We start from the raw sequence: 14,236 nt of genomic DNA on the forward strand, positions 1-14,236 counted from the left end.
CGTCCTCTACTATGTAAATAAGCACATATAAAATAAAGGAGGGGTAACTGTTGAATTTTTTAACAAGGTTTAGTTTAAAGAACTCTGTCGCTGTATTTATTATTGCTATTTTACTAGTTTTGGGCGGCGTATATTCGTTTTCTCAGCTTAAAGTGGATCAGTTTCCTGAAATTGAATTTCCTCAAATTTCAGTAGAAGCTGTGTATCCAGGTGCATCTCCGGATGATGTCGATAAACAGGTCGTCTCAAAACTCGAGACAGCACTGAAAGGAATCGAGGGCTCGACAAAAATCACGAGCTCTGCTTACGAAAGTATCGGGATCATCAATATCGAATTCCCATTTGATACCGATATGGACAAGGTCGAACAACAAATCGATGCTGCCATCCAGGATGCTAACCTTCCGGAAGAAGCAACAACGAAGTTGAACCGCTTCTCATTTGGATCGTTCCCGATCTACAATATTTCCTTCTTTAGTAAAGATGGAAAAGAGATTGAGTCGCTTCTAAAAAATGAAATCGAACCGGAACTTAATAAAATTCCGGGCATCAACAGTGTTTCGGTTGGTGGCTACAAAGATGATTTGGTCCAGATTACTGTCGACAATAAAAAGGCGACAGCTGCCGGTTTATCTTTATCAAGCATTAAAGAACAAATCAATGCCAAGTATGTTTCCTTCCCGTCTGGTCAGCTCGCAGAAGGCGATTCGAAGATTCCGATCCGGGTCGAAGAAAAACTGGAAAACTTGGATAAATTAAAAAATCTCCAACTCACGTCAAGTGTCTCTTCTGGTGCTGCTTCAGGCGGCCAGGGTCAACCTGCTCAATCAGGACCTCCGGCTGGTGCAACAGGTGCTACCGGTGCTCCAACAGAAGAAACGAAACCGGCTGAACCGGTTCGTCTTTCAGACATCGCTACCATCGAAGCAGTCTCGAAGCAAAGTGAAAAAACACGTTATGATTTAAAAGATTCTCTATCAATGGCAATTACAAAAAAACAAGATGCCAATACGGTTGAAATTGCCGACGGCGTCACAAAAATCTTAAACAAATATGATGACCAAATCGATTATACGATTGGAATTGATTCTGCGAAAGACATCGAAGAATCCGTCGCTACGCTTGTAAAAGAAGGATTACTCGGTGCCTTATTCGCTTCACTGGCTGTCCTTCTGTTCCTACGGAATATCCGGGCGACCATCATCGCAATCGTCTCGATTCCGCTGTCACTCTTGATTGCGGCCATCTTCTTGAACTGGCAGGATATTTCATTAAATATCATGACACTCGGTGGTATGGCAGTCGCTGTCGGCCGGGTCGTCGATGACAGTATCGTCGTCATTGAAAATATTTTCCGGCGGGTCCGAAAATCAGATGGTGGTATGACAAATGAAGTCATCGAACAATCAACGAAAGAGATTTTAAAGGCTATCACGTCTTCGACGCTTACGACCGTCGTCGTCTTCTTGCCAATCGGTTTTGTCGGCGGTATCACAGGTAAATTCTTCTTACCGTTCGCCTTGACCATCATCTTCTCGCTACTCGCTTCCCTGCTTGTCGCGATTACGATTGTACCGATCCTAGCGAAGTTCGCCTTTAAAAAGGTACCAGCGGAAGAAAAAGAAGGCGTCTTACAGCGCTGGTACGGCACACTGATTGAAAAATCATTGTCGCATAAAGCGATTATCTTAGTCGTTTCCTTCTTGTTACTCGGTGGTTCGCTTGCCATCGTACCGCAACTCGGCTTTACGTTCATTCCGAATGAAGCTTCAAAAACATTGACCGCTTCACTCGAACTTCCTGCTGCGACATCGCTTGAGAAAACGAGTGAGGTTTCGCTCAACATGGAAAAAATGTTCGATCAGGAAAAAGCGATTGCTGATGTCACGACATCCGTTGGAGCACGTGACTTCACGACCGGGTTGCGCCTTGATAACAAAGCCAGCTACTTCTTGAACTTAAAAGACGGGGCTGATGTCGAAAAAACGATCAAATCCCTTGAAACAAAAATGGATGATATCGCAAAAGAAGATGATGTCGACGTTAAAATCAGCGTTGCTGAGCTGTCGACAGGTGGTCCCCCATCCAACAATAATGTGGATGTTGATTTGTTCTCGACTGATTTAGAAGCGCTCCAAAAAGCTGCCAAGCTGGTCGAAGACAACATGAATAAAAACAACGATTTAAAATATGTCACGAATAACTTCAGCGAGAAACAAAAACAATTCCTCGTCGAAATTGATTCTGAAAAAGCCAGTGATCGTGGTTTGTCCGGCTTCCAGATTCTTGGTACGGTCAACGACCAAACGAAACCTGTCACAGTCGGTACGCTCAATCTCGATGACAAAGATCAGGACGTTCAATTGTCTTATAAAGAAGATTTGACGTCGAAAGCAGATCTTGAGAACGTCCAGCTCTTCTCTGCCGCTGGCCCTGTCGCCTTAAAAGATGTCGCGACTGTTAATGAAGTTGAGACGTTCACATCGATTCAGAAACTGGATGGAAAAGTGTACGCCCGCGTTTCGGGTCAAGTCAAAGGCGATAACGTTCAAACGGTCTCCAGTGACGTCAAAGCCGCTGTCGGAAAAATCGACTTGCCAGACGGTGTTTCCTTAACAAGTGGCGGTGGAAATGATGACACGGTCGAAATCTTCCAATCTCTTGGGATCGCCATCGTGGTTGCAATCGGTCTCGTCTACTTGACGATGTTAATCACGTTCGGAAAAGCACGGATTCCGTTCATTATTCTTTCATCGCTCATCTTCGTTCCGATTGGCTCGCTCGTTACGCTGTTCTTAGCTAACGAACCATTGTCTGTCAGTGTCATGATCGGATTCCTGATGCTGATCGGAATCGTCACGACCAACGCGATCGTGCTTGTTGACCGGATTGGTCAGAACATCACACGTGGACTTCCGATTCGGGAATCGTTGATTGAGGCCGGTAAGACACGACTTCGTCCAATCCTGATGACGGCATTCGCTACGATCATGGCGCTTGTTCCGCTCGCACTGACGACGTCATCCGGTACCCTGATTTCAAAAGGGCTCGCCTTGACGGTCATCGGCGGATTGACGACGTCAACACTCTTGACGCTCATCATCGTCCCTGTCGTCTATGAGCTCTTCTTCTTCAAAAAGGTCAAAAAAGAACGTCAATCTTAACCTAAAAAATCCTCCCCTCTTCATGAGGGAAGGATTTTTTTTGATTATTTTTCAAGCAATTCATCTGTCCGATCAATCGTTCCATTGTGTTTAGTGACAAGTCCGTCCAGTACGGAGGGTTCGAATTCTTCCCCAATTGCGATGATTCCCGTCTTACCGGGCGGAATCACACCAAGTGTCCGCTTGAATGTTTCTTGAACGGCTTGATTCTCTTTTAAGTCTTTCGAACCGCCAATCAGCATCCCGGTCATCGAACCTAGCAGAATGCCGAAAGGTCCTCCGAGAATCCCGACTGCCATACCGATCAACGAACCTTTAAATGCTTTGTTGGAACCGCTCAAGTCGACGGCATCTTCAAAGGAAAAAGCTCCGCTCTCACTTCGTTTAATGACAGCGATCTGTTCAAAATCGACTTGACCATTCGCATGGTATTTTTTTAATTCACTAAATACTTGATACGAGGTCGCTTCTTCTTCAAATGTAAAGGTTATGATATGGTGCTTCTCTTCTTTTTTCGCCACAACTTCCCACCTCTTTCGCAAAAGACAGATTGCCACCACTGACGATGAGGAATACACCATTTATTTACCATTTAAAGCTTAAAACGAAACCTGTTACGGTGTGACCGGTTTACCAGGTTCTAATTGATAATATTCTTCCATTGTCAATCCGGTCATTTTCAGCTGCGCCGCAAGCGTTGCCCCAACATAACGGAAATGCCAGCTTTCATACGTGTACCCTGTCCATGATTCTTTTCCGAGCGGATAACGAAGATGGAATCCGTAACGGTGCGCATTGGCAGCTAGCCATTTCGCTTCTTTTGTAGTTGAAAAGCTGAACTTTGCATATTTCGATGAATCGGCGCCTCCGATATCAAAGCCCAGTCCTGTCTGATGTTCACTTTTTCCCGGTTGTGCACTGTACGTACTGGCTTTCTCAAAACCATCCCGTGCGACATACTTTTCAAACAATGCCTTTTGATACGCATAAGAACGGTATGTACTGAATGCGACAAGCGTAATGCTTTCAGCTTTGGCAGCCCGTCTCATTTTTTCAAATGCTGCCCGTGCGACCGTACTTTCACCAGGTGCATACGTCGATCGTAACGGAAGATTGGGATTGACGATTAGTGTCTTGCCGATGCGTAATCCGCCGATTTGTTGATCTGTCAGCAAATATTTTGTGCTCGCATACCCTGTCTGTGTTCCATAACGGACTTTTGACCATGTCCCAAGTCGGCTGATCTCGTTGACGTAGACAGTAGTCGGAATGACTGCGACGACTGCTTTAGTTGTCGAAGCCCCGCTTCGAAGATTGAGCGGTGTTTTCGCTTGACGGTAACTGGATGCTTCTGCTGCCAGTGAAAAACTGACAAGTGACAGGAGGATCGCCAGCAACCCGATCACCGTTTTCTTTAATTTTTTCATATCTCTTAAAACTCCTTTTTTCCAAAACAGGGTAATTAATCTTAGATTTTAGAATAACATTCATTTCAAAACGTCACCATTTTTTGTACAGGGTGTAATCAAAATGAATTAATTCTCCCACTCTTAAAAGAGCTTCCCCCGTCAGATACGAGGATTGAATCTTTGTTTTTTGGGGTAAACATTTCTTGTATGCGTTTTCTTTAAATAATAATGATTGGCATCAGTCAGGGGCGAATCTTATGACCATTTTAGACAAAGTGTTCATCGCCATCTCTCTTCTTTGGTTACTGGAATTGTTTCTTTTCCGAAACCGTAAGAAGGAACCTTCTCCACTCGAAGAACGGCGAAGTTTTTATTGGATTTTAGCTACATTAATCGCCACCATCCTCTTCTCCGTTGTATTCAGTGATTCAACCGCCCTTTCTTTTTCACGCGAAATCGGATTGTTTCTGTTAACTGCCGGTGTCGCTGTGCGGTACTGGGGGATTTATCATCTCAAGCATCAGTTCACCCGCCACGTCACTGTCAATCCAGGCGATCAGCTTGTCAGCACGGGTCCTTATCGGGCACTACGCCATCCCCTCTATACCGGTCTGTTTTTTATCACATTAGGCTTCCCGTTATACTTCGGGAACTTACTCGTCACGTTATGTGCCGGCGTCCTGATGTTCATCGCTTTGCTTCACCGCATTCGAATCGAGGAACGGATGTTGACGGAAGGATTTGGTCCTACTTACACTGCCTGGGCCCGCAGAAGAAAACGTTTGATTCCATTTATCTACTAAGACATAAGGAGATGTGATTTTTTTGAAGAAACAAGCAGTCGTCATTGGAGCAGGTTTAGCAGGTATGTCAGCCGCAATCCGCCTCGCAGGAGACGGTTATGAAGTCACGATGCTAGAACAAAACGGAAACGTTGGCGGTAAATTAAACCAACGCAGTGGTCAAGGATTTACGTTCGATACCGGCCCTTCTATCTTGACGATGCCTTGGGTACTCGAGCAATTGTTTACGAGTGTTCACCGTCGACTCGACGACTATCTCGAAATCGAACGCATCGAACCGCAATGGCGGACCTTCTTCGAAGATGGGACACAACTTGACGTCAAAGGCGATCTTCCAGGCATGCTGGAAGAGTTCAAAAAAGTTTCCGACCAAGCAGATTTCGTCGAACTGTTCAGTTATTCCAAAAAAATGTACGACCTGTGTTTGGATAGTTTCTACAAATACAGTCTCGAAGATTTAAAGGACTTAAAAAAATACCATACGATGTCTGAATTACTTAAGATGGACCCTCTCAATACAGTAGCAAGCGGTACAAAAAAACATTTGAACAACAAATACCTGGAGCAACTGTTTAACTATATGGTCATGTATGTCGGTTCCAACCCTTACGAAGCTCCTGCTGTCTTCAATCAAATGATTTACGTTCAGATGGGTCTCGGCATCTATTATGTCAAAGGTGGTATGTACAATATCGCCCGTGCCATGAAGACGGTGCTTGACGAACTCCGGGTAACCATTCACGTCAACACACCTGTCGAACGTGTCGTCACAGAAGGCAAGCGTGCAATCGGCGTGGAAACGACAGACGGTACATTTTATCCGGCTGATGTCGTCGTCTCGAACCTTGAGGTCATTCCGACCTATCAACATCTCATTTCAGAGAAAAAAGGACCAAAACATGCTAAAAAATTAAATCAGTCATTCTTGCCATCTGTTTCCGGTCTTGTCCTGTTACTTGGAGTTAACCGCGAATACAAAGACTTGAAACACCATAACTTCTTCTTCTCCGATGATCCGGAACGGGAATTTGCCCAAATGTTCAAGGATGGGGTTCCACCAGAAGATCCAACGATTTATGTCGGTGTCTCTTCTAAATCGGACGCTTCACAGGCTCCTGAAGGAAAAGATAATTTGTTCGTCTTGACACACGTGCCACCACTGACGAAACAAGACAGCAAAACTGATTGGGATGCGTACCGTGAAGTTGTCCTCGATAAATTGGAACGGATGGGACTGACTGATTTACGCGAATCGATTGAATTTGAATACCGCTTTACACCAGAAGACTTGAAATCCCTATACGGTCCGAACGGCGGCTCGATTTATGGCGTGGCAGCCGATCGGAAAAAGAACGGTGGATTCAAGATTCCATCGAAGAGCGATCTTTACGAAGGTCTTTACTTCGTTGGTGGTTCCACACATCCGGGTGGTGGTGTCCCAATGGTCACTTTATCGGGTCAGCTGACAGCTGATTTAATCCAAAAACATGAAAATGTAAAGGCATAATCAAAACAGGAGATTGTCCCTTCAGTGAAGGGACGATCTCCTGTTTTTTTAGTTGTGCTGACAGACTTCTTCAATATGAAGGAAGACTCCGTCTTTAAATATCATTCGATAGACAGCCGGCATTTTTAACGTTTTCCAGAAATCATATCCGTATGTCGGATCAAAGTGTTGCATCAATAACACCATAATATTTCCATGTGTTCCGATGACGACGGTTTGATTTTTATGTTTTTTCAACAATTGTTTGATTTCATGAACGATCCGTTGTTGTGCCGTAACGTTTGATTCACCTCCATACGGATTTTCATCCGGATGTTCCCAGACGTAGCCGACAGCCTGTTGAAAGTCCGACAGTTCTCCCGGTGCCAATAACCGTTCTTGAACAGCCGCTGTTTCTTGAATGACTAATCCGTATTGTGCCGCTAGAGGCTGGACCGTCTCAATAGCTCGTCGGTACGGACTCGCGTAGATATGGTCCGGTTTAATCCCTTTAAAAAGCGTCGTCAATTGTTCCGCATCGTATCTACCTTGTTCCGATAGAGGACGCGCTTGTTCGTCTGTAGAATAGGTCGAATGCGCATGACGAACCAGATAAATCGTCGTTGTCATATTAACTCCCCTTTCAGCTATTTTTTGCCTGCTCCAGCAAACGATAACCCACACCTCGGACAGTTTCCAAGTACTCATCGATTGGAAAACCAGAACGGCGCAGTTTTTCACGAAGATGACGCATATGAGAATCGATAGTTCGTGGTTCAATCGATTGGTCGTCGCCCCAAAGTGACAGAACCAATTGTTCTCTTGATAAGATACCATTCACGGACGCCAGGAGCTTTCCTAAAAGTTGAAACTCTGTTTTCGTCAGTAAAATCTTTTGTTCGTTGAATGTACAGTGATACCCTGCGACATCATACTGCAGTCCATGAAATGTATACTGTTCCCGCTTTTCTCGACCAATCAATAGTTCGATTCGTCCCAATAATTCGCCTTCATGAATTGGTTTTGCCACATAATCATCTGCCCCTACTTTGCGTCCCCGTAACACATCTTCCATTTGGTTCCGCGCTGTCACCATAATGATTGGAAAATCAACCATTCGTCTTATGTTTTCACATAACGTCCATCCATCCATATCGGGCATCATGACATCAAGTAAAGCCAAATCAATGGGAACCGTTTTGACGATTTCGAGCGCTTTTTCGGCCGAATCGACCAAATGACACGTATGACCATATGGTTCCAGATATAACTTCATCAATTGAAGCATCCGCTGTTCATCATCAACGATTAAAATTCGAGCCATCTCTTCACTCCTTCCATTGAATCATCACACTCGTCCCAATATTCTTTTGACTCTTGATATCTAATGTTGCATCGTGTGCTTGAACGATTGCTGACGCAATCGTCAATCCAAGTCCTGATCCGCCTCGACTTCGCGATCGTGACGGTTCACTCCGGTACAAACGTTTTGTCACATGAGGTAAACTTTCTTCGCTGATACCGATTCCGGTATCCCGTACTTGAAAATACGGTCCTGTTTCATTCCTGCCGTATCGGACGATGATGTCGCCGGTTACTGTATATTTCCTGGCATTATCCAAGAGATTCACCAACACTTGCTTGAGCCGAATTTCATCTCCTACTATCTCTACTGGTTCCCCCGATACATGAAAATGCAGTCCTTTTTCTTCAATCGCAGGTCGCATTTTCTTTGTCGTCGAGACAATCAAGTCATCGAGTGAAAGTCGCAACCGTTCGACTGAAAATGCATTCGTATCGGAACGTGCCAGTAACATCAACTGTTCAATCAATGTGCTCAAATGATCGCTTTCTTCTTTGATAATTGACAAATAGGCTGTTTTTTCAGATTCCGGCAAGTCTGGGCGATGTAATATGTCAGCATATCCTTTCATGTAGGTCAGCGGGGTTCGGAGTTCGTGGGAGATATTTGCTAAAAAATCCGTCCGTTCACGATTCAAGAAATCGAGATCTTTTGCCAATTGTGTGATGGACCGTGCCAGTGCCCCAAGCTCATCTGAACGGTTCACCGGTAAATCCACGTCAAGGTTTCCTTCTTTCAACTGGGCGGTCGCACGTTCCATCTCAATGAGTGGTCTTGAAATCAATCGTGTGCATAACATAACAGTCGCAAGCGACAGGAGAATAGCAATGATACCGACTTGAATGAATTGTTGCCTTAACGGATTGACGACTTGTTGAATCAATGTTTCCGGAGCAAACATGAAGACATGTCCACGATGAACACCTGAAATCGTGATTGGACTATCTGTTATTAAAAAACCGTTCGCTTCCGCTTGAGATTGTAAAATCCGATCTTTTCGTTGCGTTTGAAATTCCGTATGGACAAGTTCTTCTGTCATTTTTGGAGTAAGAGGATGCGAAGATTTTAAAATTTTTCCTTTTTGATCCGTAATCACGACAGTAAATTCAGATGCCGATTCCATCAAACTGACATGTTCCAACGTTTCTGCATGAAATGATTTCTCAAGGACATCGCGGTGTGTATTCCCCCGGTTCAGCAAACCGAGGACCACTTCATCCGTCCTTTGATTCACGAGGTTTAAATAGAGGGTACTGAACAGAATACCGCCGATGACAAGAATCGCAGTCAAAAAAAGTAAACCAATATAGTACGAAATATGTCGCATGTCCTGCCCCCTTCTTTCCCTTCAGTATTACGATACACTTTTTCAAAGACTCGTTCAGTCAGGCAATTGAATTGTCACTCTTTCTGCACGGTTTCTGCACGAAACACGGGTATAGTAGTGACATAACCAGATTACTACAGGAGGTATTTTTTTATGAAAAAACAACTATTCGTTACATCACTTGCTCTTTCTGCTGTCCTAGGTTTAGCTGCCTGCGGATCGGATTCAAATTCCTCTAATTCAAATGACATGCACGATAACATGAATGATTCCCATGCAGGAATGATGCATTCAAGTGACGGAAAAATTCCGGCCGGACTAAAACAAGCCGAAAATCCAAAATTTAAGGACGGTGCAAACGTCATTTTGTCATCGGACCATATGAAAGGCATGGACGGGGCAGAAGCAACCATCGTCGATTCATTTGATACGACAGTATATGCAGTCAGCTTTACACCAACAAGCGGAGGAAAAAAAGTCAGCAATCATAAATGGGTGATCCAGGAAGAACTTAAACCGGTTCCGGAATCACAGTTACAAGCAGGTGACAAAGTGACTTTAGCGGCAGATCACATGAAAGGCATGGATGGGGCTAAAGCGACTATTGATCAAGCCGATGAAACAACCGTGTATATGGTTGATTTTAAACCGACGACTGGCGGAAAAAAGATTAAGAATCATAAATGGGTGACAGAAGATGAACTTCAATCCAACGATTAAAACAAAAAAACCCGCTCATCCAAGGATGAACGGGTTTTTAGTATGATTCTGACTGGGCTCGAACCAGCGACCTCTACCCTGTCAAGGTAGCGCTCTCCCAGCTGAGCTACAGAATCATGATGCAGTACGTTATGTACTTGCTAGGACATGTATTAATATAGCAAGAAACTAACCATCTGACAAGTACTTTTCTAAAAAAATTAAAAATAAAAATGAACGGGACCGAAACTTGATTTCGAGTCGGCCCCTTCACATTTACTTATAGAATTGTCGTGACTTGATTGACCGGCAGACGAAGGGCCGGACGTTTTTTCGCATCTTCCACTGCTTTCCCGACGGCAATCAACATGACCGGAACATAACGTTCATCTGTAATAAACGTTTCCGTGAAGAGTTGATGATTGAATCCACCCATCGCAAGTGTTGATAATCCTTTTGCTTCAGCGACCAACATGAGTTGCATCGCTGCTAGACTTGCGTTTGACATGGCTGCATCTCTCGCGTAAGCCTCGCTTTGGTAAGCTCCTTCCACTTGTCCTTTGATCGAGTCGAACAAGTCTTCCGTCATGCCTCCTGCTTCTACGGCTGGACCATAAACCGGATTATAGTTTCGGTTTGCCTGTAAATCCCCTAGTACGGCAATGACGACTGAAGAAGAACTGATGGCAGGCTGATTGTAAGCGATTGGAGCCAATTGCTGCTTCGCTTCTTCCGAATGGAAGGCGACGAAATGCCAATGTTGCAAGTTCCAAGCACTTGGCGCAGCTGTCGTCAATTCGATTAATTCTTTTACTTCTTCCTGCGAAAGCGTAACTGTCTCATCGTAATGACGAACTGAACGGCGTTCTGTCAAAAGTGATAGTGTATCGGATAGTGTTTGATTCATAATGATCCCCCTTTAAGTACATCTGTTTACTTTGTTATCGTATCATCCTCTCCACTACCTGTCATATGACAAGACTTGCTGATGTTCCATCTGTTATAAAACAATAATTGACATAATCTATCTGTACTAGTACAATAAAAGAAATTCAGTGTTTCTTGCTGCCAAATCCATATATTAAGAGGAGGAACAAAATCATGGAACAACCCCTTTACCAAGAAACTTCTCCGGAGTTTTACCGTCAACTTCCGGTCAAGACCTGCTCTCATTGCGGAAAAGAAATGGATGAACAGTGCGAATCATATAAAACAGAATGTGATGAGTGTGCTGTTACAGAACACTGATCGAGAATTGTCCGAAAAAAGAAGTCTCCGATAACGGATGGACTTCTTTTTTTGTTAAAAAAACTTTTTCGGTTTCTATTTTAACAACGTTTTTTTAGATTACAGCTCTTTCGGTCATCTTTTTGTAATATTTTTGTTACAAATGAAACAGACAAAATGTTACATTTAACTCATAAGATTTTCCGTAAAGGAGCTCAGACATCAATGGATCCATACAACTCAGGTAATCCAATCGGCCTTGGACCAAGGTACCGAAAACCAAAACGAAAGTATTTCGCTAAGCTTTTTATTACGCTGGCGCTGATTCTTCTTCCGATTGGCGGTTATATCGTTTATCAGTACCTTACTTCGACACAACAACAAGTCAGTGTAAAATCTGTCCAATCTTTGCGGGAAGTTCCGACTCCGAACTTAGACAAGGCACGCGTCGAGAAATGGAATGGAATTACTAAAAAAGTAGCTTATCTGACATTTGAAGATGGACCAACCGCATTGACTCCGGACATCTTGAAATCATTACAAGAACAAGACGTCAAGGCGACCTTCTTCCTGATCGGAAGTAACATCGATGAGCAACCGGATGTCGTCCGCCTGATGGCAAAGGATGGACATTATATCGGGTCCCACAGTGAAACACATGATTACGACACGTTGTATAAGAAAAAGCAGTATGTTTCCGAAATGCTCCGGGTTCAAAAACAAATCAAGCAACTGACGAATCACAGCCCGTTGTTGACACGTCCTCCTTACGGATCAACACCCGGCATTACCAAGTCCATTGCAAAAGAAATCGAACAGGCTCATCTTCGGGTTTGGGATTGGTCGATTGATTCAATGGACTGGTACTACAAAGATAGTGCCAAGGAAGTCGCAAAAACCGTTATTAGCCGAGCGGAAGATCCGGTCGAAATCATCCTGTTGCATGAACAACCACAAACATTGCGGGCATTACCTGCAATTGTCGCTGGATTAAAGAAAAAGGGCTATCAATTTTCCATCTATGATGAAGATTTTCATATCCCGTATAATTTCGCAAAATTCTCTAATTTATAAGGAGTTCCTTTCATGATTAAAAAACGGATGATCCTCACCAGTTGTTTGACCTGTCTCACCTTCTTGATTCTCAGTGCCTGCTCGAGTGATCCCGCCTCCTCGATGTACGATCAGCTAGAAGAACAAGCGAAGTCCGAACAAAAAGCAGCCGCTGTCGCTGAGCAACGGACGCGCCAAGATGAAATTTCCGTCAATACCTATCAAGCCGTCCTCGAAGCTGGGGCCGATGACATTAAACGGGCACAAAATGAACGGGATGAATTAGCCGCGTTGAATCAAGATCGTGTCGCATTGTTAAAACAGGAACAAACAATCCGTACCCGTGCTTTTGATGAGTTGGATCTTAAAAAATTAGCGAATAGTTTATCTTCGTTACCTGTTGCAGCAAAAAAGGACGGGAAAGTTCTTCTCGATGTCTTCAAGGAGCGCGAGAAGGCTTTTGATACGTTTTTAAAACGTTATGCGGCTACGATTGACTCAGAAAAGAAAGTGCTTTCCTACTTGACCGAAAAACCGAACTTCGTTAAGATTGATGAAGCAACAGCTGATTTAAACCGGACTTCCCGTCAAGCGACAGAGGCACTTAAAACCTTCAATCAATTGACCGTCCGCTACAATGAATTAAAGCCAACCTTTTACAAAAAGGCTGGACTCAACATTAAATAACTCACACAGGTTGCAACCAAACCCTGTCCAAAAAACCTGGACAAGGCCCCGTTGCAACCTTTTTTGTGCGTTCTAAAACATGGAGGAATCTGTATGAACCGTTCAAAAGCAACACTTTTTGTCTTAATCGGCGCCATTAGTTACGGTGTCTTATCGACGATCGTCAAACTGGCTTACGGTGCCGGTTTCGACTCGGCCGCTGTTTCCGGAAGTCAATTCTTCTTCGGATGGCTGATGATTTTTATCTTAGCTCTGTTGTCGAAGAACCTTCGTCTCCGTCCTAAAACGGCCTTTACTTTGATGGCAATCGGAATTTCAAGTGGAACAACCGGCTACTTGTATTATCAAAGCCTTCAAACCGTTTCAGCTTCAGTCGCAATCATCCTCCTCTTCCAATTCACATGGATTGGCGTCGTGATTGATTCGATCCTTGCAAGACGTCTGCCGTCGCGCTCCCATTTCTTATCTGCCATCCTGTTGATTGGTGGTGCCATTTTAGCCAGCGCGGCTTACTCCAGCGCTCTTGATGTGCGTGGTACTTTGTTCGGACTTGGAGCAGCCGTCAGTTTCTCAATATTCTTGCTTGCCAGTGGTCGGGTCGCAAATCATGTACCTGTCATTAAAAAGAGTTTTTACATGATGACGGGTGGACTTCTGTTCGTCATGATCATGTATCCGCCTACGACATTCTTGACTGCAGCCAATTTCGAACAAGGACTGATCTGGTATGCCCTTCCACTTGGTCTGTTTGCTTTAATTTTACCGCCGTTGTTATTCGCAGCGGGAGCTCCACACCTAAGTCCTGCCAGTGTCTCACTGCTTGGTGCAGCAGAACTGCCGACTGCAGTCATCTGTTCTGTCCTCATACTCGGTGAACATCTTACCGGTTCTCAATGGATTGGAATCATCATTATTCTGATCGGGATTTTCTATCCGATTTATGTCAGCAGCCTGAAACAGTCGACCAGTTCTGTCCCACGTCAAAACGACCTCTCCTGATCAATCAGGAAAGGTCGTT

14 protein-coding genes and 1 tRNA gene are annotated in these 14,236 nt (G+C 44.2%); 8 read left to right on the forward strand and 7 right to left on the reverse strand.

Annotated elements, in window-relative coordinates:
• Positions 1-50: 50 nt before the first annotated feature.
• Positions 51-3,164 (forward strand): efflux RND transporter permease subunit, encoded by a 3,114-nt coding sequence (locus P402_RS0113965; protein WP_026829245.1) that lies wholly within the window; start codon positions 51-53, stop codon positions 3,162-3,164.
• Between the two features lie 44 nt (positions 3,165-3,208).
• Here P402_RS0113965 and P402_RS0113970 read toward each other — a convergent pair whose 3' ends face one another.
• Both P402_RS0113970 and P402_RS0113975 read right to left on the reverse strand, forming a co-directional pair.
• Positions 3,209-3,685, reverse strand: a complete 477-nt coding sequence (locus P402_RS0113970; RefSeq protein WP_026829246.1) for a DUF456 domain-containing protein — start codon at positions 3,683-3,685, stop codon at positions 3,209-3,211.
• A gap of 93 nt (positions 3,686-3,778) precedes the next feature.
• On the reverse strand, positions 3,779-4,591 hold the full coding sequence (locus P402_RS0113975) for a D-alanyl-D-alanine carboxypeptidase family protein (protein WP_026829247.1): 813 nt from the start codon (positions 4,589-4,591) through the stop codon (positions 3,779-3,781).
• Positions 4,592-4,830: 239 nt separating this feature from the next.
• On the opposite strand from P402_RS0113975, the gene P402_RS0113980 reads away from it, so the two are divergent.
• Together P402_RS0113980 and P402_RS0113985 are read left to right on the forward strand one after the other, a co-directional pair.
• Complete coding sequence (locus P402_RS0113980; protein WP_026829248.1) at positions 4,831-5,376, forward strand: methyltransferase family protein; 546 nt, start codon at positions 4,831-4,833, stop codon at positions 5,374-5,376.
• 22 nt (positions 5,377-5,398) lie between these two features.
• Positions 5,399-6,883 carry a phytoene desaturase family protein gene (locus P402_RS0113985; RefSeq protein ID WP_026829249.1) on the forward strand — a complete coding sequence of 495 codons (1,485 nt, stop codon included), beginning with the start codon at positions 5,399-5,401 and terminating at the stop codon, positions 6,881-6,883.
• A gap of 48 nt (positions 6,884-6,931) precedes the next feature.
• On the opposite strand, the gene P402_RS0113990 is transcribed toward P402_RS0113985, so the two are convergent.
• From P402_RS0113990 to P402_RS0114000, 3 genes are read right to left on the reverse strand one after another with little or no spacing between them, the layout of a single operon-like run.
• Positions 6,932-7,492 (reverse strand): histidine phosphatase family protein, encoded by a 561-nt coding sequence (locus tag P402_RS0113990; RefSeq protein WP_026829250.1) that lies wholly within the window; start codon positions 7,490-7,492, stop codon positions 6,932-6,934.
• A 13-nt stretch (positions 7,493-7,505) separates the two neighbouring features.
• Positions 7,506-8,186, reverse strand: a complete 681-nt coding sequence (locus tag P402_RS0113995) for a response regulator transcription factor (RefSeq protein ID WP_026829251.1) — start codon at positions 8,184-8,186, stop codon at positions 7,506-7,508.
• A 4-nt stretch (positions 8,187-8,190) separates the two neighbouring features.
• Positions 8,191-9,552 (reverse strand): sensor histidine kinase, encoded by a 1,362-nt coding sequence (locus P402_RS0114000; RefSeq protein ID WP_026829252.1) that lies wholly within the window; start codon positions 9,550-9,552, stop codon positions 8,191-8,193.
• A gap of 153 nt (positions 9,553-9,705) precedes the next feature.
• On the opposite strand from P402_RS0114000, the gene P402_RS0114005 reads away from it, so the two are divergent.
• Positions 9,706-10,272, forward strand: a complete 567-nt coding sequence (locus P402_RS0114005) for a YdhK family protein (protein ID WP_026829253.1) — start codon at positions 9,706-9,708, stop codon at positions 10,270-10,272.
• 43 nt (positions 10,273-10,315) lie between these two features.
• Here the strand turns inward: P402_RS0114005 and P402_RS0114010 are convergent.
• A tRNA-Val gene (locus P402_RS0114010) sits at positions 10,316-10,388 on the reverse strand.
• Between the two features lie 143 nt (positions 10,389-10,531).
• Positions 10,532-11,158 carry a nitroreductase family protein gene (locus P402_RS0114015; protein ID WP_026829254.1) on the reverse strand — a complete coding sequence of 209 codons (627 nt, stop codon included), beginning with the start codon at positions 11,156-11,158 and terminating at the stop codon, positions 10,532-10,534.
• 194 nt (positions 11,159-11,352) lie between these two features.
• Here P402_RS0114015 and yhfH point away from each other — a divergent pair, with 194 nt between their 5' ends.
• The 4 genes from yhfH (at position 11,353) to P402_RS0114035 (ending at position 14,217) form a co-directional block, all read left to right on the forward strand.
• The gene (gene yhfH / locus P402_RS16565; protein WP_251135546.1) at positions 11,353-11,499 is read left to right on the forward strand and encodes a protein YhfH; all 147 of its coding nucleotides are present in this window, start codon (positions 11,353-11,355) and stop codon (positions 11,497-11,499) included.
• Between the two features lie 204 nt (positions 11,500-11,703).
• Positions 11,704-12,552: a polysaccharide deacetylase family protein gene (locus P402_RS0114025; RefSeq protein WP_081776658.1), complete on the forward strand. Its 849-nt coding sequence runs from the start codon at positions 11,704-11,706 to the stop codon at positions 12,550-12,552.
• 12 nt (positions 12,553-12,564) lie between these two features.
• Positions 12,565-13,218 carry a YkyA family protein gene (locus tag P402_RS0114030; protein WP_026829256.1) on the forward strand — a complete coding sequence of 218 codons (654 nt, stop codon included), beginning with the start codon at positions 12,565-12,567 and terminating at the stop codon, positions 13,216-13,218.
• A gap of 93 nt (positions 13,219-13,311) precedes the next feature.
• A complete protein-coding gene (locus tag P402_RS0114035; protein WP_026829257.1) occupies positions 13,312-14,217 on the forward strand; it encodes an EamA family transporter in 906 nt (301 codons plus the stop codon).
• The last annotated feature ends 19 nt before the right edge of the window (positions 14,218-14,236 follow it).

Origin of the sequence: Exiguobacterium sibiricum 7-3, from assembly GCF_000620865.1 — a bacterium.
GTDB classification, from domain to species: Bacteria; Bacillota; Bacilli; order Exiguobacteriales; family Exiguobacteriaceae; genus Exiguobacterium_A; species Exiguobacterium_A sibiricum_A.

Coding starts and splice junctions, on each gene's coding strand:
- P402_RS0113975 (WP_026829247.1), bottom strand. CDS start 4,591: ATGAAAAAATTAAAGAAAACGGTGATCGGGTTGCTGGCGATCCTCCTG.
- P402_RS0113980 (WP_026829248.1), top strand. CDS start 4,831: ATGACCATTTTAGACAAAGTGTTCATCGCCATCTCTCTTCTTTGGTTA.
- P402_RS0113990 (WP_026829250.1), bottom strand. CDS start 7,492: ATGACAACGACGATTTATCTGGTTCGTCATGCGCATTCGACCTATTCT.
- P402_RS0113995 (WP_026829251.1), bottom strand. CDS start 8,186: ATGGCTCGAATTTTAATCGTTGATGATGAACAGCGGATGCTTCAATTG.
- P402_RS0114000 (WP_026829252.1), bottom strand. CDS start 9,552: ATGCGACATATTTCGTACTATATTGGTTTACTTTTTTTGACTGCGATT.
- P402_RS0114005 (WP_026829253.1), top strand. CDS start 9,706: ATGAAAAAACAACTATTCGTTACATCACTTGCTCTTTCTGCTGTCCTA.
- P402_RS0114015 (WP_026829254.1), bottom strand. CDS start 11,158: ATGAATCAAACACTATCCGATACACTATCACTTTTGACAGAACGCCGT.
- yhfH (WP_251135546.1), top strand. CDS start 11,353: ATGGAACAACCCCTTTACCAAGAAACTTCTCCGGAGTTTTACCGTCAA.
- P402_RS0114025 (WP_081776658.1), top strand. CDS start 11,704: ATGGATCCATACAACTCAGGTAATCCAATCGGCCTTGGACCAAGGTAC.
- P402_RS0114030 (WP_026829256.1), top strand. CDS start 12,565: ATGATTAAAAAACGGATGATCCTCACCAGTTGTTTGACCTGTCTCACC.
- P402_RS0114035 (WP_026829257.1), top strand. CDS start 13,312: ATGAACCGTTCAAAAGCAACACTTTTTGTCTTAATCGGCGCCATTAGT.